Source organism: Silvania hatchlandensis, assembly GCF_025564065.1.
Lineage (GTDB): Bacteria > Pseudomonadota > Gammaproteobacteria > Enterobacterales > Enterobacteriaceae > Enterobacter > Enterobacter hatchlandensis.
On sequence record NZ_JAMGZK010000038.1, the window covers coordinates 91,254 to 113,337 of the forward strand.

At 53.2% G+C, this 22,084-nt stretch carries 23 protein-coding genes; 14 read left to right on the forward strand and 9 right to left on the reverse strand.

Annotated features, from left to right (window positions below; translation table 11 throughout):
- Nucleotides 1–78: 78 nt before the first annotated feature.
- The 3 genes from M8014_RS03860 to M8014_RS03870 all read right to left on the reverse strand — a co-directional run bounded on the left by M8014_RS03860 (nt 79) and on the right by M8014_RS03870 (nt 5,070).
- The gene (locus M8014_RS03860; RefSeq protein ID WP_271281218.1) at nt 79–2,727 is read right to left on the reverse strand and encodes a glycoside hydrolase family 78 protein; all 2,649 of its coding nucleotides are present in this window, start codon (nt 2,725–2,727) and stop codon (nt 79–81) included.
- A 13-nt stretch (nt 2,728–2,740) separates the two neighbouring features.
- A complete protein-coding gene (locus M8014_RS03865) occupies nt 2,741–4,042 on the reverse strand; it encodes an MFS transporter (RefSeq protein WP_271281219.1) in 1,302 nt (433 codons plus the stop codon).
- 185 nt (nt 4,043–4,227) lie between these two features.
- Nucleotides 4,228–5,070: a helix-turn-helix domain-containing protein gene (locus M8014_RS03870; protein WP_271281220.1), complete on the reverse strand. Its 843-nt coding sequence runs from the start codon at nt 5,068–5,070 to the stop codon at nt 4,228–4,230.
- Nucleotides 5,071–5,359: 289 nt separating this feature from the next.
- Here M8014_RS03870 and M8014_RS03875 point away from each other — a divergent pair, with 289 nt between their 5' ends.
- Nucleotides 5,360–6,037, forward strand: coding sequence for an SOS response-associated peptidase (locus tag M8014_RS03875; protein WP_271281221.1), 678 nt, complete (start codon nt 5,360–5,362; stop codon nt 6,035–6,037).
- Between the two features lie 198 nt (nt 6,038–6,235).
- On the opposite strand, the gene ymcF is transcribed toward M8014_RS03875, so the two are convergent.
- Complete coding sequence (gene ymcF / locus M8014_RS22935) at nt 6,236–6,550, reverse strand: cold shock small protein YmcF (protein WP_472924510.1); 315 nt, start codon at nt 6,548–6,550, stop codon at nt 6,236–6,238.
- Nucleotides 6,551–6,880: 330 nt separating this feature from the next.
- On the opposite strand from ymcF, the gene umuD reads away from it, so the two are divergent.
- From umuD to M8014_RS03920, 9 genes are all read left to right on the forward strand, one after another.
- Entirely contained in the window at nt 6,881–7,303 is a 423-nt protein-coding gene (gene umuD, locus M8014_RS03880) for a translesion error-prone DNA polymerase V autoproteolytic subunit (RefSeq protein ID WP_271281222.1), read from the forward strand.
- Entirely contained in the window at nt 7,303–8,565 is a 1,263-nt protein-coding gene (gene umuC, locus M8014_RS03885) for a translesion error-prone DNA polymerase V subunit UmuC (RefSeq protein WP_271281255.1), read from the forward strand. Before umuD ends, umuC begins: the two co-directional genes overlap by 1 nt.
- A gap of 193 nt (nt 8,566–8,758) precedes the next feature.
- Nucleotides 8,759–9,508 (forward strand): FadR/GntR family transcriptional regulator, encoded by a 750-nt coding sequence (locus M8014_RS03890; protein WP_271281223.1) that lies wholly within the window; start codon nt 8,759–8,761, stop codon nt 9,506–9,508.
- A gap of 11 nt (nt 9,509–9,519) precedes the next feature.
- Entirely contained in the window at nt 9,520–9,966 is a 447-nt protein-coding gene (gene rpiB, locus M8014_RS03895; RefSeq protein WP_271281224.1) for a ribose 5-phosphate isomerase B, read from the forward strand.
- A gap of 21 nt (nt 9,967–9,987) precedes the next feature.
- A complete protein-coding gene (locus M8014_RS03900; protein WP_271281225.1) occupies nt 9,988–10,896 on the forward strand; it encodes an NAD(P)-dependent oxidoreductase in 909 nt (302 codons plus the stop codon).
- 14 nt (nt 10,897–10,910) lie between these two features.
- Entirely contained in the window at nt 10,911–11,588 is a 678-nt protein-coding gene (locus M8014_RS03905) for an amino acid ABC transporter permease (RefSeq protein WP_271281226.1), read from the forward strand.
- Between the two features lie 12 nt (nt 11,589–11,600).
- A complete protein-coding gene (locus tag M8014_RS03910) occupies nt 11,601–12,287 on the forward strand; it encodes an amino acid ABC transporter permease (protein WP_271281227.1) in 687 nt (228 codons plus the stop codon).
- A gap of 18 nt (nt 12,288–12,305) precedes the next feature.
- A complete protein-coding gene (locus M8014_RS03915) occupies nt 12,306–13,031 on the forward strand; it encodes an amino acid ABC transporter ATP-binding protein (RefSeq protein WP_271281228.1) in 726 nt (241 codons plus the stop codon).
- 41 nt (nt 13,032–13,072) lie between these two features.
- Nucleotides 13,073–13,870, forward strand: a complete 798-nt coding sequence (locus M8014_RS03920; RefSeq protein ID WP_271281229.1) for a transporter substrate-binding domain-containing protein — start codon at nt 13,073–13,075, stop codon at nt 13,868–13,870.
- Between the two features lie 115 nt (nt 13,871–13,985).
- On the opposite strand, the gene M8014_RS03925 is transcribed toward M8014_RS03920, so the two are convergent.
- Nucleotides 13,986–14,870: a LysR substrate-binding domain-containing protein gene (locus M8014_RS03925; RefSeq protein ID WP_271281230.1), complete on the reverse strand. Its 885-nt coding sequence runs from the start codon at nt 14,868–14,870 to the stop codon at nt 13,986–13,988.
- 100 nt (nt 14,871–14,970) lie between these two features.
- On the opposite strand from M8014_RS03925, the gene M8014_RS03930 reads away from it, so the two are divergent.
- The gene (locus M8014_RS03930; RefSeq protein ID WP_271281231.1) at nt 14,971–15,273 is read left to right on the forward strand and encodes a carboxymuconolactone decarboxylase family protein; all 303 of its coding nucleotides are present in this window, start codon (nt 14,971–14,973) and stop codon (nt 15,271–15,273) included.
- A gap of 5 nt (nt 15,274–15,278) precedes the next feature.
- Complete coding sequence (locus tag M8014_RS03935; protein ID WP_271281232.1) at nt 15,279–15,656, forward strand: tautomerase family protein; 378 nt, start codon at nt 15,279–15,281, stop codon at nt 15,654–15,656.
- Here M8014_RS03935 and M8014_RS03940 read toward each other — a convergent pair.
- From M8014_RS03940 to M8014_RS03950, 3 genes are all read right to left on the reverse strand, one after another.
- Nucleotides 15,631–16,191, reverse strand: coding sequence for a GNAT family N-acetyltransferase (locus M8014_RS03940; RefSeq protein WP_271281233.1), 561 nt, complete (start codon nt 16,189–16,191; stop codon nt 15,631–15,633). The two genes, M8014_RS03935 and M8014_RS03940, sit on opposite strands and share 26 nt — an antisense overlap.
- 68 nt (nt 16,192–16,259) lie before the next feature.
- Entirely contained in the window at nt 16,260–16,946 is a 687-nt protein-coding gene (locus M8014_RS03945) for a molybdate ABC transporter substrate-binding protein (RefSeq protein ID WP_271281234.1), read from the reverse strand.
- Nucleotides 16,946–17,998, reverse strand: a complete 1,053-nt coding sequence (locus M8014_RS03950) for an ABC transporter substrate-binding protein (RefSeq protein ID WP_271281235.1) — start codon at nt 17,996–17,998, stop codon at nt 16,946–16,948. The genes M8014_RS03945 and M8014_RS03950 overlap by 1 nt, the downstream gene beginning before the upstream one ends.
- 350 nt (nt 17,999–18,348) lie before the next feature.
- On the opposite strand from M8014_RS03950, the gene M8014_RS03955 reads away from it, so the two are divergent.
- Both M8014_RS03955 and M8014_RS03960 read left to right on the forward strand, forming a co-directional pair.
- Nucleotides 18,349–18,843 carry a putative pterin-binding protein gene (locus M8014_RS03955; RefSeq protein ID WP_271281236.1) on the forward strand — a complete coding sequence of 165 codons (495 nt, stop codon included), beginning with the start codon at nt 18,349–18,351 and terminating at the stop codon, nt 18,841–18,843.
- A 17-nt stretch (nt 18,844–18,860) separates the two neighbouring features.
- A complete protein-coding gene (locus M8014_RS03960) occupies nt 18,861–20,831 on the forward strand; it encodes a putative bifunctional diguanylate cyclase/phosphodiesterase (RefSeq protein ID WP_271281237.1) in 1,971 nt (656 codons plus the stop codon).
- Nucleotides 20,832–20,856: 25 nt separating this feature from the next.
- Here M8014_RS03960 and M8014_RS03965 read toward each other — a convergent pair whose 3' ends face one another.
- Complete coding sequence (locus tag M8014_RS03965; RefSeq protein WP_271281238.1) at nt 20,857–22,080, reverse strand: YncE family protein; 1,224 nt, start codon at nt 22,078–22,080, stop codon at nt 20,857–20,859.
- Between the last annotated feature and the right edge of the window lie 4 nt (nt 22,081–22,084).

Here is a 22,084-nt window from a genome sequence, read left to right on the forward strand (position 1 = left end):
GTCCATGAGGTAAGGTAAAAGGTATTGCTCGAAAACGGTAAATATCAGGCGCGAATAGCCGCGCCTGATATTTATTAATTACAGACTGTATTCAAAGCGATATTCACCCGACCCCACGCTGGCCTGTAATGCATTATTCAGCACGGTGAAATTCATATTAGCCGAATCTTTTAAGCGGCATTCCGCTGGCAGAATAATGGTGGCGGTGGTGTTGTGCGGCACGGTGACGCGTAATACGACATCACGCTGTTTCACCTCCCAGCTGACGGCGATATCGCCATAGCCGGAACGGTAGCGGGCGTTGACCCACTCCAGCTCACCACCGATAACAGGTTGAATGCGAATATGCTTAAAGCCTGGCTGCTCTTCATCGGCATCAATCCCCGCCACCCCGCGGTATAACCATTCGCCAATCGCGCCGTAGGCATAATGGTTAAACGAGTTCATGTCAGGGCTCCACATTGAACCATCGGGCTTGATGCCGTCCCAGTGCTCCCAGATGGTGGTGGCCCCGGCTTTCACTTGATACAGCCACGACGGGAAATCGTCTTTTAACAGCAGTTGCCAGGCCTCTTTCGCGCGGCCATTTTCACTGAGAACGTGGCAGAAATAGGGCGTACCGACAAAACCGGTCACCAGATGCCCGTCATGTTCCGCCAGCAGCTCCACCAGCGTCTCCACGGTGCGCGCTCTGAACCGCTCCGGCACCAGGTCAAAATGCAGCGCCAGAATATGCGCCGTTTGGGTTCTGGCCGCCAGCCGTCCGGCCGGGGTAAAGAACTCCTGCTGGAAGCTTTTCACGATTTCACCGTGCAGCGTAGAATACGTGGCGTAGTCCTCTTCGTTACCCAGCGCTTTCGCCGCTTTGGCAAACAGCAGCGTTGACCAGCTGTAATACGCCATGCAGGTTAAGTCATTCGGGGTGGCACCAAAATAGCTCCCCTCTTTGGCGTCCAGCGCCACCCAGTCGCCAAACTGCAGCTTATAGCTCCATTTATTATCCACCGCGTGAGTGCGCATAAATTCAATCCACCCCTTCATGCTGGCGTATTGATTGCGCAGGGTTTCTTTGTCGCCATACATCAGGTACAGCGTCCAGGGGTTGATCACCGCAGCATCCGCCCAGGCCGCCGCAGAGTGGGTGCCCTGCGACAGAAAGCGATCGTTCTCGCTCCAGCCGGTAAGGATATCCGGCACCACATGCGGGACCCCGCCTTCGGGCGTCTGATCGTATTTGAGGTCGGTCAGCCACTTGGCAAAGAAGTTACGGGTCTGCATCAGGTAACTCGCGGTCCGGCAGAATATCTGCGCATCCCCGGTCCAGCCCAGCCGCTCGTCGCGCTGCGGGCAGTCGGTCGGGACATCGACAAAGTTGCCTTTCAGCCCCCACAGAATGTTGTGGTGCAGCTGATTCAGATCCGGGTTGGAGCACGAAAACTCCCCGGTGCGTTCCATCTGTGAATGCACCACCACGGCCTTAACATTCTCCAGCGCGATCTCGCCCGGCCATGCTTCAACGTGAACATAGCGGAAGCCCTGGAAGGTGAAGTGAGGGTGATAGACTTCGGTCTGTGCGCCGCTGAGGGTGTACTCAACGCGCTGCTTTGCGGTGCGCAGGTTCGCAAGGTAAACGTTGCCGTTCGCATCCAGCACTTCAAAATGACGCAGAATCACCTTGTCACCCGCTCTGCCGCTCACGCTAAATTCTACCCAGCCGGTGAGGTTCTGACCGAAATCGATGACCCGATCGCCCTCTGGCGTGACGATCAGCGCCTGAGGGCTGAGGGTCTCAATCGCCTGCACGGTACTGGCGCCTTGCGCGCCCAGCACGCTTTTATCCGACGCGACAACGTCGACAGCCCGCCAGGGTGCGACATCGCAATCAACCGTGTTCCAGCCGGAGACCTCCCGCCGTGCGTCGTAGGTTTCGCCGTCGTAGATTTCAGAAAATAGCACCGGAGAGTCTGTGCCGCGCCATGATTCATCCGTCCCGAACATCACCTGGCGTCCATCCTGATAATTCACCACTACCTGGCAAATAAACGCGGTGCGATCGCCGTAGTAATTACGGGCACGATTAAAGCTCATGTCGCCTTTATACCAGCCCGCCCCGACGCTGGCGGCAAGGGTATTATCCCCGGCGGCTAACAGGTTGGTTAAATCATAGGTCTGATACAGCAGATGATGCTGATAGCTGGTCCAGCCGGGCGTCAGTTCATCCTTACCGACTTTTTTGCCGTTGACATACAGCTTATACAGCCCCAGGGCGCTGGCATGCACAATAACGGAAGCGACCGCCCCGTCATCGGGAAGGGTAAAGTCTTTTCTGAGCAGCGTGCCTTTTGAGCTGGCGTTATCCTGCGGCCCTTCGGCCGAGATAAATTCTGCCTGCCATTGCGCGCCGGGAAGGCCGGTAATAAAGGTCGCATGTTCGCTCCAGTCGCTGTGCTGCCCGTGGTTATCGCTGATTTTTACCCGCAAGAAGTAGTGCGTGGAGTTTTTAAGGTCGATTGCGTTCAGGGTAATATTTTGCGACTGTCCGCTGGCAACCGTACCGCTGTCGAAAATAATATCGTTGAATGCGCTATCCTGGCTTATTTGCATGTGCCAGCTCATCTGCTCGACATTGTTGTTATCACTGCCAATCACCCATCCCACTACCGGCATGGATTCAACACCGTTCAGTTCCTGGGCATAATTGAGGGTGACATTTTTAATCGTTAACATGGTAATGCTCCTGTTAATTCTCACCGACATAGCGGCTGTTAAGGTGTGCTTCGTCTGTATGGGTCGCCACTATTTCGGCTTCGGCATTAAATTCGTTACGCTGTTTACCCCGGAAACAAAGCCAGGCGATCAGCAGGCCGATTCCCACCGTGGAGGCAAGCATGGCGTACAGCGCCATCGGGCCAACTTCGAGGAGAACGGGGGTGACAAAGGCGAGTAAACCGCAGGAGAGACGCGCGACGGCAACGATGATGCCCTGGGCGGTGGATCGCAGCATGGTCGGGAAAGACTCCTGGGACCAGACTTTCATGATGCCTTCAAAAGCCAGGCCGTTACCCATATTGGTAAATAACAGACAGCAGAACCAGGCGGCTGGGGCGAAATTAAAGATCATTGGCAGCGCGTAACCGCCCGTGAGCATTACCGCACCCAGAATAAAGAACGGCATCCTTTTGGAGGTATCGACAATACGCATAAATACTATGCCCGAGGCGATCCCCACCGGCATGATCATCAGGTTCCACAGGGAATGGGTGCTGACGGAGATCCCCACGACATTGACTGCCACATAGGTACCAAACTGCCCGCCCGTATTGGCCGCCAGATTGGTAAAAGCGTAGAAAAGGCACAGGGCAACAAATGGCCAAAGATATTTCCCGCGCAGCAGGTCTTTATACGATGTTTTTTGCGCCCGCACGGTGGCGACGCCGCGGCGTAATTCATCCCGCGCCACCAGCCACAACGGCGATTCAGGAATAGACCAGCGCAAAATTAACAGCACCAGCGCCACCAGTCCGACATGCATATACATTATTTGCGCGCCCACTCTGCCCCACTCTCCGACGACAGCGGCAATCGCCATGGTGGCACCAATGCCGGCAGTCCACAGCAAATTAGAGAGCGCAATAATTTTACCGCGGTTGTTATCCGTCGCGGCTTCGGAAATGGTGGCCAGTGATACCGGCAGGTCGGCACCGGTGGCTAACCCAATCAGCAAGGTGCCGATCAATAGCGCGGTGAACGACAGGCCGAAAGCGAGCAGTAATGTTCCCGCGAGGATCATCGCCATGGTAATAATAAACACCTTCCGGCGGCCTATTCGATCGCCAAGCCGACCGCCGGTGAAGGCACCGAGGGCAATACACAAGGTCAGCACGCCGGAGAGAATGCCTATTTCGATGGCCGTTGTGCCAATGGTTTTACTGTAGATAACGAGCGCGGTGCCATTCGATATAATCGCGGACGAATCAATATATGACGCCATCCCCGACACCACCCCGACATACCATGGGTTGGGTGTTTTCTGTATTGACATAATGCTTATCCTTTGTAGGGTATATTTTCTTTATTAGAGGAAATACTACGTCAACTGCATAATTACCTTGCCAGCCTTATTATGGCCTGCAGGGATTTTTACTTGCCCTGCTTTTTCGTCAGCAAAACCTCCTCCCGGACATTATTCATGTCGGGCATATTCATTGGTAGATATAAACTCTGGCGTCAGCGCATTAACTTACGTTCCAGAGAGGGCGTATAGCAGAACTGCTTTTTATACGTTTCGGTGAAGCGTATGGTATTGAGAAAGCCGCAGTTGACGGCCACTTCATTAATTGTTTTATCCGTGGTGCGTAATAATTCCTGCGCTTTTAATAAGCGGAACAGAAGCTGAAACCGCGCAGGCGTATAGCCGGTCACATCCTTAATAAAACGGAACATGGTTCGCCGGGTCATCCGACTCTCATCGCACAGGTCTTCCCAGTTGATATGGCGCAGGTAATTATGCTTTATGGCGTTAATCAGATACTTGCGGCCGCACTCTTCCGGCTGCGCGCGTAAGGTTTTCTTGCGTGCCCGCTGGCACAGGGTGTCGATGATACCCAGCAGCGCCGTTTCTGCCGCAGAGAAATAAAGCTCATCAAATTCATCATCCTGTATTGCATTAATGATGTGCGTCAGGGCAATGATTTTATCCAGATCGTCCTGCGTCAGCGAGGTATCGTATGTGCATCTCAGGCTGTTATTCTGCTTAATAATGTCGATCAGCTTGTCGATATTTGCCAGAAAGAAAAAACTGCGATCTTTGCGGATCAGGACATTAATAACCGACAGGTTATTAGTTGAGAGATAACAGTGTGTATCGTTAACTGACACAAAGAAAAAATCTCCTTTATAAATAAACTCCACGCTGCCGTTAATAATATGAAAACCACTACCTTCGCTTACGATGACAATTTCATCAAAGTCATGCCCATGCATCTCTTCCATATTTTGCCTGCCCAGCATAAACAGACAGAATGCATGTTGCTCTGTTAGAAAAAACTCCTGACTCTGCAGAATTTTCATATTACCACCCTGTTGAACAGTTAATTTCCCGCACGTTTCAATGGCCTCCCTGCTCATGCTTTATGTTTACGTTCCTTTCCCCAGAAATTAATTTTCGCGTGTTATTTATTTAACAGTATTAGTTATGACAAGTCTACCCGGTGAGATGGCACTCAGAAGTAACTGCATGTGATTTAACCACCAGTTTTCAACAGCACGGCCACAACGTCGACCACATAATATTTAAGGGTTATTATTTCTTTGCCGGGAAATTGTGAACCTATACTTAACTCAACTGCTGGAGGTCACGATGTGTGGACGTTTTGCCCAGGCGCAAACCCGGGAAGAGTACCTCGCCTTTCTTGCCGATGAAGCGGAATGCGACATCCCCTACGACCCGGAACCGATCGGGCGCTACAATGTGGCACCAGGCACCAAAGTCCTGCTGCTCAGTGAACGCGATGACGTATTGCATCTGGACCCGGTATTCTGGGGTTACGCCCCGGGCTGGTGGGACAAGCCGCCGCTGATCAATGCCAGGCTGGAAACCGCCGCCAGCAGCCGAATGTTTAAACCCCTGTGGCAGCATGGCCGGGCGATTATCTTTGCCGACGGCTGGTTCGAGTGGAAAAAGGAGGGTGACAAAAAGCAGCCTTACTTTATCTCTCGCACAGACGGTCAGCCTGTTTTTATGGCCGCCATTGGCAGCAGGCCATTTGAACGCGGAGATGCTGCGGAAGGCTTTTTGATCGTCACCGCAGCGGCGGATAAAGGGCTGGTGGATATCCACGACCGACGCCCGCTGGTGTTAACGCCGCAGGCTGCACGCGACTGGATGCGCGAGAGAGTGAGGGGTAAAGAGGCAGAAGAGATCGCCCGGGCGGGAGCGATCTCTGCAGATCGGTTCCACTGGCATCCGGTTACACGGGCGGTTGGTCATGTCAAAAATCAGGGCGCCACGCTGATTGCGAAAATTAGCCCGGATTAAATAACGAAAACAGGATTACGCTTCCCGAAAGGATTATTTATCGCTGTCAATACGACGTTTCCATGAATATTTTCGCGACAATCATACCCGGTGACTTTATGCAGATATCAGCATCCGCGCATATATCCTCTGACAGATAAACAGGGTCTCGGTCATCACCAAAAAAAGCATCAGAGAGGCCCGGACTGAGGCCCCTTGTTAAACCACCTGTTTTGGCCAGCGCCGCCGTCGCAAAGTTTGCAGCGTTGGCAGGCATGAATGGGCGGTGAGTCGGGCCCCACATACGGAGCAGACTGCGCCATGAGGTTGGGTTTGCGTAGGGTTAAAAGAGGTAAAACGAAACCTTTTATTTTGGCAAACCGGGCACTCGAATTTGATGTTGGGGATATTTCCTCCAGTCAGATGAATGGCATCACCACCATAACGTACTCCTGTCTCGTCCAGGAATATATCGTGTAAAAGAAACGTTTCGACGCAATTTATTTTTTTAGCCCCCTTGTTTGCCGTGAACATGAAGATACACCTGAGCGTCACAGAGAGGATTGGGAACGGCGGGAACCGCAATATTTGTATCAGTAAACCAGGCAGATACTACGGGTGTTGCTACGGCGCGTTGTCATCACAGGATCTGAGCCACCCCTTATCAGAGCGTGCAGGGGGTATCTCTGTAACAGGCCTATTACTGATTGAAAAATAATCATTTCATTAGCGCGCGGGATCCGCCTGAATAATAAAATTGCTTTACCGCCAACCACTTTCAAAAAAGACACCTGCTCAGCCTTGATCAAATGACCTAATCACGGATACTGTATTTATATACAGTATCAATTAAAGGATTTGATTATGTCTTTTTATCAACCCGCAGAAATCTGCCCCGTTCTTGAGTTGCCATTATTCCACAGCCTCGTCCCTTGTGGTTTCCCGTCACCGGCGCAGGACTACGTTGAACAGCGTATTGACCTGAACAAACTGCTGGTGAGCCATCCGGGGTCAACCTACTTTATAAAAGTAAGCGGTGACTCCATGATCGAGGGCGGAATTAACGATGGTGATATGCTGGTTGTCGACAGTTCTCTGAAAGCGGGACACGGTGACCTCGTGGTGGCGGCACTCTCCGGAGAATTCACGGTAAAATTGCTGATGTTACGCCCTTACCTGCATCTCAAACCCATGAACGCCAATTACCCCATTATTCCTGTTGCTGATGCCGATCAATTTGAAATCTTCGGCGTGGTTAAGCATTCGATCAAAACCTGGTACAAATGATGTTTGCCCTGGTGGATGTCAATTCGTTTTATGCATCTTGTGAAACCATTTTCAGACCCGATCTACAAGGCAAACCCGTTATTGTTTTAAGTAACAACGATGGCTGCGTTATTGCGCGATCGGCCGAAGCGAAAAGTCTGGGTATTAAGATGGGCGCGCCCTATTTCAAGCTAAAAGATGAGCTACATCGTTACAAGGTCAATGTATTCAGCTCTAACTACGCCCTGTATGGCGATATGAGCAATCGGGTGATGACAACGCTGGAGGAATTAGCCCCGGCCGTGGAAATATACTCCATCGACGAGGCCTTTATAAACCTTACCGGCGTGCAAAACTGTCGGGTGCTGGAAGAGTTTGGCCGGGAAATTCAGGCGCGAATAAAGCGTGATACCCATCTGGCCGTCGGGGTGGGCATTGCACAAACCAAAACGCTGGCCAAGCTGGCCAATTACGCAGCCAAAAAATGGCCTCAGACCGGCGGCGTAGTGGATCTGTCAGCAAGCATGCGCCAGCAAAAATTGCTGGCGCGGGTCCCGGTCGAAGAGGTATGGGGTGTCGGCAGACGGATCGCTAAAAAGCTCAACGCAATGGGCATTACCACCGCAAAGGAGTTGTCCGAACAGAGCACCTGGGTTATGCGTAAACATTTTAATGTGGTGCTGGAACGCACCGTCCGGGAGTTGCGCGGTGAACCCTGCCTGGAACTTGACGTGTTCCCCCCCACAAAACAACAGATTGTCTGTTCACGTTCGTTTGCAAGGCGTATTACCCGGTATGCCGACATGCGTGAGGCGATCTGTAATTATGCGGTTCGTGCCGCAGAAAAACTCCGCGCTGAACGCCAGTACTGTCGCCAGATTGGCGTGTTTGTTCGCACCAGCCCCCATGCGCTTGACGAAGAGTTCTATAGCAACCAGGCCATGAGTCAGCTGCTGACCCCCTCGAATGACACCCGGGACATCATCCGCGCGGCCATCAATGCGCTCGATTGCATCTGGATCGACGGGCACCGCTATATGAAAGCGGGCGTTATTCTGGGCGATTTTTTCAGCCAGGGTGTGGCCCAGCTTAATTTGTTTGATGACGATAAACCTCACCCTAACAGCGAATCGCTGATGCGCGTGATGGACGGAATCAATCAAAGCGGGAAAGGTAAATTATGGTTTGCCGGGCAAGGAATTCAGAAACAATGGGCGATGAAGCGCGAGATGCTTTCTCCGGCCTATACCACCCGATATGCCGAGCTGCCGGTTGCAAAATAGCGGGCAATATCGCGCGTAACGCCCCCCGTATCGTCAAAAGTCATCCACACCTGTCTCCCCTCGCCATTTAGTCAAATTGATATTTGCCAACCTGTTCACAAAATGGACAGGTTAAATATCGATCAACATCACGTTAATGTTTTCTTAACATATCTACCATTGGTATTACCACTTAAGACCACTGGTGAACCCGATGGATATCAAGCGTGAAGTAACGGAAAACTGTAGCGGGCATGACCGCGTTGTTAAATTTTTACGCGATCAGCTGTTAAGCGGATCGCTGAAAGCAGGTGACAGCCTGCTGCCTGAGCGCGAACTGTCGTTGAGATTAGGGGTGAGTCGCCCGGTACTGCGCGAAGCGTTAAGAGCGCTGGCGATGATCGGTGCCGTCGAGATCCGCCACGGTATCGGTACGGTGGTGACAAAACCGGATGTTTCGCTGTTCGGGGATTTCTTCACCTTCGTGCTGGCCCACCAGCCGAATGTGGTCGATGACGTGATGCAGGCCCGAATCGCCATTGAACGTCAGGCTATCCGCCTCGCCTGCCGCCGGGGAACGCAGAGTGACTACGACCGCTTAGCGGACTGCCTGCGCGACATCAGCGAAACGATCCATGCCCCGGAAGCGGGAGGACGCGCAGACTATCGCTTCCACGAAACCATCGTCAGCGCGTCAGGTTCACCCACGCTTATCAGCATTTATCAGTCGATTGGCGTGCTGATGCAGCGCTCTCACCTTGACCGCCGTGAACAAATTATTCAGGTGGAAGGGATTGAGGCATTCCTCATTGATCACCACCGCGCCATTTTTGCCGCCATCGTCGAACGAGACGAAGACAAAGCCGATGAGTTATTAAGTCGCCATTTTGAAATTGGGGCCGATTTCCGTCGTCGCGCCACCATTCGCATGTTCGACTCCCCACCCATTACTCAAACACCGTAAAGGAAAAGCAGATGCAGATAGTCATTGGCAGTGACCACGCCGGATTCCACCTGAAGCAGGAGCTGATTCAGTGGCTTCAACAAGCGGGCCACTCGATTAACGATGTGGGGAGTTACAACCCCGATCCGGTGGATTTTCCGGATATTGCGTTTGCCGTGTGCGACAAGGTGCGCCAGGGCGAAGGTCAGCGCGGGATCCTGGTATGCGGGACGGGCGTCGGCGCCGTAATCGCCGCGAATAAAATCAAAGGCATTCGCGCCGCCGTGGGTCATGACGTGCACTCCGCGCACCAGTCCGTCGAGCACGATGACGTGAATGTGTTGTGCATCGGTGCACAGATTGTGGGGCCCTGGCTGGCACGCGATCTGATTGATGCCTTCCTGCAGGCAACCTTTGTACAGGATGCTGACTTTGTGCGCCGCGTTGAGAAACTAACGCTGCTCGAGCAACGTAACTGATTAACCTCAAGGAAAATCACCATGAAGACCCCTACTTCCGGCGTTGTCGGCTTTCTTGGCCTGGGTGTGATGGGCCGCGAGATGGCACGCAATCTGGCTCAGGCCGGGTACACCGTTCGCGCGTTCGATATTGTCAGTGGTGCCGGTGAGGCGTTGCGCCAGTACGGTATTGAGGTGGTGAACGATATCCCCTCCGCCGTCAGCGATGCCGATATCGTCATCTCCATGCTGCCGGACACGCCTCAGGTGGAAGAGATCGTGCGTGGCCCGCAGGGACTGTTGTCCGTTCCGCCACGCGGAAAACTGTACGTTGACATGAGTACCATTGCCCCTGAAGCCACCCGTAATCTGAGCCAGGCGCTTGCAGCCGTTGGGGTCACCATGCTGGATGCGCCTGTCTCTGGCGGACCGATTGGCGCCAAAAATGGCACGCTGACCATCATGGTAGGCGGCGATGCGGCGGGGTTTGCACAGGCCACGCCGTATCTGCACGCCATGGGCACCACCTTAAATCATGTGGGCGGCTCCGGTGCCGGGCAGACCGTGAAGCTGTGTAATCAGCTGATCTGCGGCATCAATATTCAGGCCATTTGCGAAGCACTGGCGCTGGCGCGCGCCTGGGATATCAATTTGCCACAAATGCGGGAGGTGCTGCTGGGCGGTTCCGCCGCCTCGTGGATGCTCGACAAACTGGGTCCGGCGATGATCGACGGTGACAGTTCAGCCGGTTTCCGCATTGATTTGATGATGAAAGATCTGCGTCTGGTTTTAGAGGCTGCGCAGAAACATCCCGTTCCCCTTCCGGCGACCGCCCTGGTGGCGACCCAGTACCAGAATGCGCAGGCATACGGTGAAGGTGCGAACGGTAATCAGGCACTGTTCAAAGTCTATGACCGGTTAACCGGGCAGCAGACCGCAAAAGCAATCTAACCGGGGCAAACGTCATGATGCTCGATTTCACAGCAATACTTTCACAATGGCAGCTGATGCTGGACGGTGCGGCATTAACCGCCAAACTGGCCTTAGTGACGACGGTGACGGGTTTTCTGATCGGCACGCTGTGTGCCGTGGCCCGCCGCTCTCAATCCAACGTGTTTTCGAGGATCGCGGCAATCTATGTTGAATCCATCCGCAATACGCCGTTCCTGGTGCAGATCTTCCTGGTCTACTTCGGCCTCTCCAGTATGGGGTTCTCATTTACTGCCTTCACCGTCTCGGTGATTGCCCTGACGATCAACGTGGGTGCCTATACCGCAGAAATCATGCGTGCGGGATTTGAATCGGTGCATAAAGGGCAATGGGAAGCCGCAGAAACGCTGGGGTTAACCAAATGGCAGCAATACTGGCACGTTGCCTTACGCCCGGCCATCGAGCGTGTTTATCCGGCGCTGACCAGCCAGTTTATTTTATTGATGCTGGCCTCCTCGGTGACCTCGCAAATATCGACGGAAGAGCTGACCGCGACTGCGAACTTTATTCAGTCAGAAACCTACCGTCCTTTTGAAACGTTCGTCATTGTGGCGGGCATTTATATCGCGCTGTCGCTGTTAATGCGGCTGATATTCTGGCTGTTTGGGCTGGCTATTTTCCCTCGCCGTCGTCGGCTTGGCACAATGATTTAGGGAGTGATGACGATGAATATTTCTCTCAATTTCGCACATATTCAGTTTTTGCTTGAAGGCACGTTCTGGACCCTGATTCTGTCCCTGATGGCCTTCGGCGGCGGTGGATTAATGGGCTTTCTGATTGCGCTTGGCCGCATCGCGCCGGTACGTGCGCTACGTGTTGTCATTGCCGCCTGGGTGCAGTTAATTCAGGGCACGCCGCTGCTGATTATCATGTTTATGGTCTATTTCGGCTTGCCGCAGCTGGGCCTGTCGATCTCGCCGTTACTGGCCGCCGGGGTATCGCTGACGATTTATGCCAGCGCCTATCTGGGCGAGATATGGCGAGGGTGCATTCAGGCGGTGCCCCGCGCCCAGTGGGAGGCGGCTGAATGCCTGGCCCTCTCCGGCGTGCAGCGGATGTTTAAAGTCATCCTGCCGCAGGCCATCAAGCTGGCGACACCGCCAACGGTCGGGTTTTCGGTACAAATCATCAAAAACACGTCACTGGCGTCTGTGGTGGGGTTTGTCGAGCTGGCGCGCGCCGGGCAGTTGATCAACAACTCTATTTTCGAGCCCTTTATCATCTATCTCATTGTTGCCACATTGTATTTTTGTCTGTGTTTCCCGGTCTCGGTGTTAAGTCGTCGGCTTGAACGGGGTGCCCCCGAGAAAAAAATCAAGCCGGTACCCACCGTGAGCCCACGAATCAATTAAGTGCTGAAGGTTAATACTATGTCCATCATTACATTGAGAAATGTGCAAAAAAGCTTTGGCCACAATCCGGTGCTGAAAGACGTCTCTTTTTCAGTGAATCAGGGACAGGTGGTGGCGCTGATTGGCGCCAGTGGCTCAGGTAAAAGTACGGCGTTACGCTGTATCGACCGGCTGGAAACCATCAATGGCGGCAGCATTGAGGTCTGTGGGCATAAAGTTGAAGATCCCCACGTTAATCTGCGCAAGCTGCGCCAGGACGTCGGGATTGTCTTCCAGAGCTACAACCTGTTTCCCCATCTGACAATTGAACAAAACATCACCTTAGGCCCGGTCTCGGTCAAGAAAATGGCGAAAGCAGAGGCCAGAAGGCTTGCACTGTCGGTGTTGGAACAGGTGGGCCTGGCCGATAAGGCCGACAGCTACCCGGAACAACTCTCTGGTGGACAGCAGCAGCGCGCGGCCATCGCCCGCTCGCTGGCGATGAAGCCCAAAGTGATGCTGTTTGATGAAGTGACATCGGCATTGGATCCCAAACTCACCGGCGAAGTTCTGCGCGTCATTGAGCGCCTGGCGGGAAGTGGCATGACCATGATTATGGTGACCCACGAAATGAACTTTGCCCGCCGGGTCGCCGATAAAATCATCTTTATGCATCAGGGAACCGTCCACGAAAGCGGTACGGTCGAGATCCTCAAAACGCCGGGGACGGCGGCCTTACAGGAATTTATATCTAACGATTTGTGAGTCATTCAACATGCGAAATATCCCTACCAAGGAGAATAATAATGAGACCTGCAAAAAAAATCATACTGCTCGCATCGCTGCTGTCGGCCATCGTCACCCTCCCCGTCTCGGCTAATGCCCTGGAGGAGATTCAAAAACGGGGTGAAATACGTGTTGCCACCGATATGTCCATTCCGCCTTCAGGGATGCTGGATGCATCAATGAAACCGGTAGGTTCCGATGTGGAAACGGCCCAGCTGTTAGCCAAAGACTGGGGGCTGAAACTGAAATTCATCGAAACCACCGGCCCGACCCGTATCCCGAATTTACAGACCGGCAAGGCCGATATCGTGATATCCACCCTCTCTGTCACGCCGCAGCGCGCGCAGGTGATTGATTTTAGCCGCGCCTACGCGGGCTTACGCTCGGTAATCGGTGCCCCGGCAGCCACCAAAATAAGCGACTGGGCCGATCTCAAAGGACGGGCCATTACCGTCACCCGCGGAACGACGCAGGATTCGATGTTGACCAAAGATGCGATGAAAAATGGCGTCACTATTCAACGCTACGACGACGATGCCACGCTGGTGACGGCGGCAGTGAGTGGTCAGGCTTACGCGGTCGCCACCTCCGCCACGCTGGTTAATCAGATTAAGAAGCAAAATCCCGATCTGGCATTCGAACCCAAAATGACGCTGACCGTGTTTGATTTAGCGATTGGGTTGAAAAAGAATGAGCCGGAACTAAAAGAAAAACTCGACCAGTGGATTGCCGCTAATCTCCAAAACGGCAAACTGAATGCCATCTACGAGAAGTATCACGGCGAGCCAATTCCGGCCGAGATCATTAACAGGCCTTAATTTAACTGAGGCTAGTGTTCTTAAAGCGTAACGTCAGTGCGTCCTGATAGTATATCCCGGAACAGGGTGATATCTGGACGCACGTTTTGGTTAAGGAATCATGTCACCCTGACGCTTATTTCACCCTAAGCAGCGCCACTTCCATTATTTGCCCCAGCATTGTCTGCGCCCGCTGTTGCGCGTCGTTCCCGTGCTTCTGCTCCAGAGTAATCCCCAGGCTTCCCGCCGCAGGCAGGCTGTTCCCCACCACGCGTAAATGACCCGGCATGCCGATACGCGTTCGCAACGTGATGCCGAGCCCGGCCTGCACCGCCGCCCAGATCCCGCTCAGGCTGTGGCTGACGAACACCACCCGCCAGGCGATACCCGCACGGTTTAAGCAGTCGATGGCATGCGAACGCATCAGGCACGGGGTGTCAAACATCACCAGCGGCAAGGGCTCGCCCTGAGCCAGCAGCGCGTGGATGTTCATATCCAGGGGCTGGATCCACTCAAGCGGACGCTGGCCGATCAGCCTGCCGGTACGCTGGGTATTCTCGGTCTGCCACAGCAGCACCATATCGAGGGCGTTGTCATCAAACGCAGTGAGTAGCGGCTGATTACGATCCACGCGGGCAATGATCCGCATCCCGGGGTGATGGCGTTTGAATTCGCCCAGAATGCCCGGCATCAGCGACTCACCAAAATCCTCCTGCATACCGATGCGGATCTCCTCGAGTAACAGCTCGCCTTTGAGCGCGCGCTGCACCTCATCATTCATCGCCAGCATCCGCCGAGCATATCCCATGACGATCTCGCCGTTACGGGTTAACGCCAGGTGGCGGCCCTGCTTCACCACCAGCTCTGTTGCGCATTGTTGCTCCAGCTTTTTCAGCTGGGCACTGACCGCCGAGGTGGAACGACACAGCCGGCTGGCGGCCAGGGCAAAGCTGCCGCATTCGATGCCGGTCACAAAACTGCGCAAGGCATCAAGGTCGAGCGTGGGGGGGAGTTTGATCATTATCGTCCTGAAATGCGGGATGGTAGGCCGCAGATAATTTGATTTTCAGGATCAACATATGCCGCCAGAATCGTTTTACTGTCAATACGGAGAGAACACCATGACGCAATCGCTCGATCTTGAATCCCTGATCCGCATCGCCCCTAAGCTGGCCGAACTGAGTCAGGAGGTGCTTTTTAATGATATCTGGAAACGTGACGCGCTCTCCCCACGCGATCGCAGCCTGGTTACGCTGGGCGCGCTGACGGCGCTGGGACGGGCGCAGCAGCTCCCCTGGCATATCGACTTCGCGCAGCGAAATGGCCTGACGCAGACTGAGATAACCGAAGCTTTTACCCATCTGGCGTTCTACGCAGGCTGGCCCGCAGCGGTGTCGGCACTGGCTTGTCTGGACGAGGAGTAACGCCAATGCCCTTCACCCGTATCATCCTGCGTCAGGGATACAGCGACGCGCAAATAACGCAGATTTCCGACATTCTACAACAGAGTTTAGAGGCGGAATTCGCCGTCCCAGCGGGCGATCGCTTTCAGATTTTCGAGACCCTTCCTGCGGGGCAGCGCGTGTTCGATCGTCACTATCAAAGCGGCGGGCGCAGCGACAATTTTATTCAGTTTCACATTCTGGCGGGCAAGCCGCGCTCGCATGAGCAGAAGCAAAACCTCTGCGGCGCGCTGTGCGAACGGCTGCATGCGACCCTGGATATTCACCAGGATGATGTCATGGTGATGATCCAGTTTAATACCGCCGATGACTGGAGCTTCAGCGGCGGGCGGATGCTCCGTTAAGCTGCCGCCATTCGTCGCGGGTGATTTCCCACAACTCTGTGTCGAGGACGCCAGCGACGTATTCCCCCTTTTCTACGCGCAGCAAACGCATCCCGCTGCGCTCAGAAAGGTTTCTGGAACGGTTATTGATAGCGGCTTTTGGGGCGCGTAGCACCTCGCGATCCAGTTCGGTAAACCAGAAGTTCGTTACCGCATGGCAGGCCTCCGTCATATACCCCTGGCCTTGCCATTCGGGTACCAGCCAGAAACCGCGATTATTGTCGGGGATATCCATCAGGCAAATAACGCCGATCACCTCCTCCGGCGCCTCCTTCCGCCGCAGCGTCCAGTACCAGCCTTTACCTTTTTTGCTGGCGGCCAGGGCAATGTTATCGACATAGTGCTGCGCCGCATTGTCCGGATAAGGCCAGGGAACACTGGCGATCAGGTAGCGCACAATTTCCCAGCGCGGAAAGGTGCGCTGGATTTGTACTGCATCGTCAGAGGAAAGCGGTTTAAGCAGTAGCCGTTCGGTTTCAAGCGCGGGGGTCACCATGTCTGAACTCTCGTTTTTTAAGCAGATAATCACTATACCCACGTTCACCGTCGGGCAAAAGAGGTCGTTCAGGCGACGTCAAACCCCGCTTCACGCAGTATTTTTTGCGCCTCTTGCGACTGTAAAAAGGCGGCCAGATGGTGCGCCCGGGCCGTGATTTGCGCGGCGGCATACTGCGCCCGCGGGTTAAAGGGTTCAGGGATATCGATGACCGTTAATCCCGCAATCTGGCGGAGCTTTTCTGCGTAGCTGGCATACCCGATAAACATCTCCGCCTGCCCACTGCGAATGACCCACTCTGCCGCCAGTGTGTTTGCTGGCACCGGGGCCGAGTGATGCCCGCCGACCAGCGCGAGCGCGCGTTCCCGTACGGCATCGCTTGCCTGTCCCATACGGGCGAACAACTCCTGAGCATAGTCGCCCGAAGGATCGCATCCCGCCGTGGACGTCGCGAGGCGCAAATCAGTACGGGTGAGCAACGCGCGCCAGTCGTCGTTACCGTGCAGCCTGTCGCTGCAGACGGTGATGCACAGTTTATTGCTGGCAAAAGGGACCACGGCCAGCGCCCGACCGGCCATCAGCAGCGCCTGCGGATGGGCCAGATTAGCTGACGCAAACAGGTCGCAGGATTCACCGGCTTCAATACGCTCACGCAAGATCCCCGCCGGGCCAAATTGTGTTTCAACCGGTTCGGGGAAATGCGCCATAAGCTGCGGCCATACTCCCCGCAGGCTGCCCGCGGCCAGCACGCGCATCAGTTGTTGCCCTGATAGTTTGTGCGATAAAACCGCTGATACCAGTCGTTCGCGACTTTCTGCATATCCACATCCTGGAATTTTGCGGGATAGAGTTTTTTCGCCATCCACAATTCACCGATGCCCATCGCTTCCGGCATCGGGTAGCCCCAGGCTTTGGCGTAGTCCGGCATCAGGTAGACACGCTGGTTTTTCAGCGCATCAATCACCTGCCATTGGGGAGAGTGTTTGATTTCATCGACCACAGAGGGATAACGATCCTGCACGAAGATCACCTGCGGGTTCCAGGCAATCACTTGCTCCATGGACACCGTTTTGAAACCTTTAACAGTGGCGGCAGCCACATTGAGTGCGCCAGCATGCGCCATCATCAGGCCGGTGTATTTTCCTGAACCGTAGGTGGTGAGCTCCGGGTTCGCCATATAGGCGCGAATACGGTTTTCGGCGGGAATGTCTTTCAGGCGATCGCGGACCATTTTGCGCCCGGCAAAGGTCGCATCGTTCAGGGCTTTCGCTTCTTTTGGTTTATTGATGATGTCGCCAATCAGCGTAATGCCTTCGCGCAGCCCCTGGTCGTAGGCCTGTTCCTCATCCGCCAACGTTGGGTTCATTTTCGCGTTCTCACCTGCGGGATCATGGCGCAGCGAGATAGCCACAACCGGGATCCCCAGACTGCTGATGCTGTCGATCATCTCCTGCGGCGCATAATTTGTGACAAAAACCACCTGCGGATGCAGGGCGACCAGTTTTTCCGCATCGACGTGGGTCAGATCGCCGAGCGTCGCTTTCTGATTCAGCTCTGGTGCCAGCCGGGCGTAGCCCTCGCCAAGCTGTTGCTTCCAGTTCGCCAGAATACCGACAATTTTGTCGCTGGCGTTCATTTGCACCAGCAAGTTCAGGGTCTGATGCTGCAGCACCACAACCCGATTCACGTCATCAGGGATCGTCACCTGGCGACCAATTTGGTCGGTTATCTGACGCGATGCTTCTGCGGACAACGGGATAACAACCAGTAAACTCAACAACGCGCCTTGCCAGAATTTTTGTTTCATAAGTCCTCACTTTTCGTTATGCAAAGAATTATATAACGAAAAGTTCAGCCGCGTCTCGACCTTCTGGAAACCCACAATGTACGCAGACGTAACGTCTATATAGATGCATGCTTAAGTATACTGACTTACAGGGAGCTTAATTTTTATACAGGCACAATATAATTCAGCATTACTCACATAACTGTACAGCGTCACTTAATCATCATTAAAAAACAGCAAGAGGTTAACGCACTGATTTTAAATGATTTAAATAAGAATTAACTGATTGCGTCAATAATAACCAGTCAGTATATAAATAGCATAATAACTAAATTATAATTGTGTTAAATCGGTAGCAAGTTGAGGTTAAAATGCGGTTAATTGTTATGCTGTTAAGCTTACTGGTCTCTACCCATGTCTGGGCGGGTGAACTTTCCAAACCTGCCGGTAAAGTCCTTTTAACGCTGTCCGGTAAGATAGAAAATACAAATGAAGACGGGAAAGCTGTTTTCGATATCGCCAGCCTTGAGAAACTGGGCACGGTAACTTTCCAGACTACCTCACCCTGGTATAATGGGCGCACTACCTTTACGGGTATACCCATGCAAAAGCTTATGGAGTATGTCGGGGCAAAAGGTTCTGTCCTTAAGGTGACTGCGCTCAATGACTATACCACCGATATCCCTCTCGATGATTTCAGGAAATACAATGCTATCCTTGCGTTGAAAGTCAACGGCGAATATATGCGTATTCGTGATAAAGGTCCGTTATTCATTGTGTATCCCTACGATAGCCTGCCTGAACTGAATAATAAGATCTATTATTCAAGATCAGCATGGCAGGTCAGCAAAATGAATATTGAGTAGGCGTTCAGAGGAGCATCATGAACAGGATACTGGCGGGCATCATATTTTCCCTTTTTATAGCTACCGGCTATATCTCTTTCCTCGTGCATGAAAGGCAACAAGAGTTACAGAAACTGACTCACTACACCGACTCCTGGTCTGCTGCACAACTAGTATCTGAATATTATCGGCTGGAATCATGGCTGGGTCTTTACACGATTGAAGACACGATGAAGATCGATGATGTGCGCCTGCGCCTCGACATTATGCTCAGCCAGAATGATTTAATGAAAGAAGGCGATCTGGGACATTATATAAAAAATAATGAAGCGCATCATGAGCTTGCTATGCAACTTGAAAAGACGCTTAACTATCTGGATGTTCACCTTGAGAAAATGAACCGTTCAGAACTCCAGGCCTACCTGAAAATAATGCATACGCTTGATGCGCCACTGAGTCGTCTTTCATCCGTTGCATTAAGCAAAGATGTTAATTCAATTAATAACGCCAACCTCAAAATTCAAACTCTGTACTATATTTATTCAGCAATGTCCGTACTGCTGATCATTCTGAGTGCGTTACTGGGCGTGCTGATATTCTATCAGAACAGAAATATTCTTCAGGCGCATCTTCAGGTGAAGAACCTGGCTGAAGCGCTGCAGAAATCGAAAGAACAACTGCAAATCCAGAATACAAAACTGGAATATGACGTCTATCATGATTCTCTTACCGAGATGAATAACCGCCAGTTTTTCTGGGAAAATTTAAATAAAACCATCGAGGCCGCAGAAAAAAACAACCGTTCTGTGGCTGTGATGTTGTTTGATTTAGATCGATTCAAGGAGGTAAATGATACGTACGGTCATGATGTCGGTGACATGTTATTACGCCAGATATCCCATCGCCTGACGTCGCTGAGCCTGAGTTCAGAGTCACTTTATCGCTTAGGGGGGGATGAGTTTGCCTTTCTCTCGAGTGGGCTGACAGAGAGCCGTGCTGTTTCACAAGCCCAAAAAATATGTACTGCCCTCAACCAGCCCTACACTATTTATAACACGATTATCAACATCACCACCTGCGTTGGCATTGTTATCTCTGAGACTGAACGCCGCTCCGATTATCTGTATAAATTTGCCGATCTGGCGCTTTATGAAGCCAAAAATGAAGGCGCTGGTAAGATAAAAGTCTTCCGGCAATGGATGTTAGATAAGCTGCAGGAAAGCAGAACCCTTGAGCATGATATGGCCGTGGCATTAGTAAATAAAGAATTCGTGGTTTATTACCAGCCCATTGTCGATTCATTCAGCCGGGAAATTTACAGCTATGAAGCCCTTATTCGTTGGATTCACCCTCTGAAAGGCCTCCTGTCGCCGGATAGTTTTATTCCGGTTGCTGAAAAAACAGGAATGATTAACGAGATGGGCAAATCGGTGCTTGAAATGGCCTGCCGGGAAGCGGCTTGCTGGGCGGTTCCGGCTAAAATTTCAGTCAATGTCTCCCCTGTTCAGCTAAGCAGCAAAGCCTTTGCCGGAATAGTGCTGTCCATTCTGAAAGAAACAGGCCTTCCGGCAGACCGTCTTGAACTGGAAGTGACGGAGTCTTCCCTCTTTACCGAGAGCAATACGCCGATAAATACCCTTAACAAGCTCAGAGAGTGGGGCGTGAAGATCTCCATCGATGATTTTGGTACGGGATACTCTTCGCTTTCGCGGATGAGTAAGATTGCCTTCGATAAAATTAAAATCGACAAGTCCTTTGTGAGTTCGATATCGACCCAGGAAGACACCCTTAACATTATTAAACTCATCACTGGCATGGCGAAGTCCCTCAATATGAAGGCGGTTGCAGAAGGTGTTGAAACGCAGGAACAACTGGAAAGTCTTCAGGCACTGGGCTGCGATCTCGCACAAGGATATTTGTTTGGTAAGCCCCAGCCTTATATCGACAGAAAAATCAGATACGGTGAAATCACGAGCATTGCCCGTGCCAGTGGATTCAGGCAAGGCTAAGCCGCCTCCCGGCGGCTTAGCACGGCTATTGCGCAATACGTACCACACTCTCAGGTTTGCCTGCCTGAGTGGCCTCACCGTCATTTTTTACCGTTACAAACAGCGCGTGGTCGCGCGTATCCAGCGTCAGGCTATTCGGATGCGGAGGCAACGCCAGGGTCTGGAGACGTTTTAGCGTGGTGGCATCAAAGACCGCCAGCGTACCTGTACCCTGCTCAACGCGAACCCCGTTGCGGTTGGTGACATACACCCGTCCGGCGCGCTCATCCAGCAACACACCGATAGGCACCTCGTCCGTGGGCTCGCTCGCCAGCAGCTTGCCGCTGTCGGCATCCAGTGCAAACAGGCGATGACCACTGCTGCGGCGAGTGTAGGTCTTCTGCAGGAAAGGGTTGCGATACTTGTCGCGGTCGATCCCCTGATCGACCCCCAGCACCCGGTTGCGGGTTGGATCGTAGACCAGGTTCAGCAGCTGGTCGGCCTGGATCTCGGTGGTGCTTGTCAGTTCCAGGGTGTCGGCATTCACCGTCATCAGTTGACCCTGCATGTTCGAGACAAACACCCGGCGGCCTTGTTCATCAAGCGCAATTCCCACCGCATAAAAGCCAAAGCCCGGCAGCGTTTTTTCGAGCTTACCGGTACGCGTATCCACGACAAACAGCACGCTATCGACACCATAACCCAGCCCCGGCAGGAACAGTCGGCCTGTACGGGCGTCGTACTTCGCCTCGCGCACTTTATACAGATAGTCATCGGTGATTTTAAAGCGCTGCAGCTCGCTTAACAGGAACTTCAGGTTTTCGCCGGTCAGGCCGTGCCTGAGGTACGCCTGCTGCAAATTAACCTTATTCTGAAGCACGATCGCATCCAGGCTGCGGTTGGTCTGGGTATCTACCACGCCAACGGCACCGTTAAAACCCTCGGTCAGATACAGGCGATGGTTCTGGTCATCCAGCGCCACGCCGAATCCTTTTACCGCGAGGGGGATTTCAGCCTGCACCTCAAGGGTGTTCGGATCGAGGCGCAGCACCCGGGAGCGGGCTTCTTCTTTCCAGTCTGGCGCGCTGACGAACACCGCATGTTGGCTGGGACTATACGCCAGCTCAACCAGGGCAGGCGCCAGGCTTTTGCGCGTAATATCATCGGTCTGAATCAGGGCGTCCGCCGCCTGCGCCGGGGCGGCGAAGGTCAGGGTTGTCGCCACCAGCAGTGAGGCCAGGGTGCGCGTCGGGAACGGAGTAACAGACATCAGG